This is a genomic window from Pseudomonas baetica (assembly GCF_019733355.1).
Lineage (GTDB): Bacteria > Pseudomonadota > Gammaproteobacteria > Pseudomonadales > Pseudomonadaceae > Aquipseudomonas > Aquipseudomonas baetica_A.
Genome location: NZ_JAIHLQ010000126.1, coordinates 1 through 636, shown reverse-complemented (window position 1 = coordinate 636; position 636 = coordinate 1). Strand labels below are relative to the sequence as shown.

At 42.6% G+C, this 636-nt stretch carries 2 protein-coding genes and 1 pseudogene; 2 read left to right on the top strand and 1 reads right to left on the bottom strand.

From position 1 onward, the window contains the following. Together K5E40_RS34365 and K5E40_RS34360 are read left to right on the top strand one after the other, a co-directional pair. A partial coding sequence (locus K5E40_RS34365; RefSeq protein WP_221734432.1) for an AraC family transcriptional regulator occupies window positions 1-137 on the top strand: 137 nt, incomplete at its 5' end. A 70-nt stretch (window positions 138-207) separates the two neighbouring features. Continuing rightward, window positions 208-309, top strand: a pseudogene (locus K5E40_RS34360) (recombinase family protein); the annotation flags it as partial. Here the strand turns inward: K5E40_RS34360 and K5E40_RS34355 are convergent. Continuing rightward, entirely contained in the window at window positions 304-498 is a 195-nt protein-coding gene (locus tag K5E40_RS34355; RefSeq protein WP_006473284.1) for a hypothetical protein, read from the bottom strand. The pseudogene K5E40_RS34360 and the gene K5E40_RS34355 overlap by 6 nt on opposite strands. Between the last annotated feature and the right edge of the window lie 138 nt (window positions 499-636).

The window sequence follows — 636 nt, the reverse complement described above, 5'->3', positions numbered from 1 at the left end:
CTTATGCTCGCCTCACGCAGACTAACTGCACCGTGCAAAGCGCCGCTTATGCAGTTGGCTATGAAAGCGTGTCGCAGTTCAGTCGTGAATTTAAACGCTATTATGGGCAGAATCCACAGCAGGTTAAGCGAATTTAATACAATTATTTATTCCCACGCGCCAGCGTGGGAATGCATATGTTCGTTGTGGTTAACACGTTAAGGCTGGTTGACCTACAGCAAGATCGAGTCTGCCAAAAAGCTATTAGCCAGCGGAGTACCCCCTCAGGATGTAGCCAAGAATCTCGACGTATCCGGTGCTACGCTATAAGCATGCGTTATTGTTATTTCCGTTTTCTGAACATGATTTTACCATGCATTTGGCTTTGGTTATGTCGTTAAGAACCGCAGAGAGCAAATTAGGTTCTCCAATCGTCATGGCTTCATCTAAATAGGCATTGATCTCAGCTTCGTTGGTCAAGTATTCAGTTGGATCATACTTGCTAAACTGTTCTTCCATATCTTGTCTCCCATCCTCATAACACTGAAATTTCAATTAATCAGAAACTGTGAAATATCAACTAGTTTTTGACATTGTAAGCGTTGAGTTGTAATTTCACGATTGGGTTGATTTGAAATTGCACAATCGGTCTGATGG

Bases quoted from the DNA above. Each gene is read 5' to 3' on its own strand.
- K5E40_RS34355 (WP_006473284.1), bottom strand. From the start codon at position 498: ATGGAAGAACAGTTTAGCAAGTATGATCCAACTGAATACTTGACCAAC.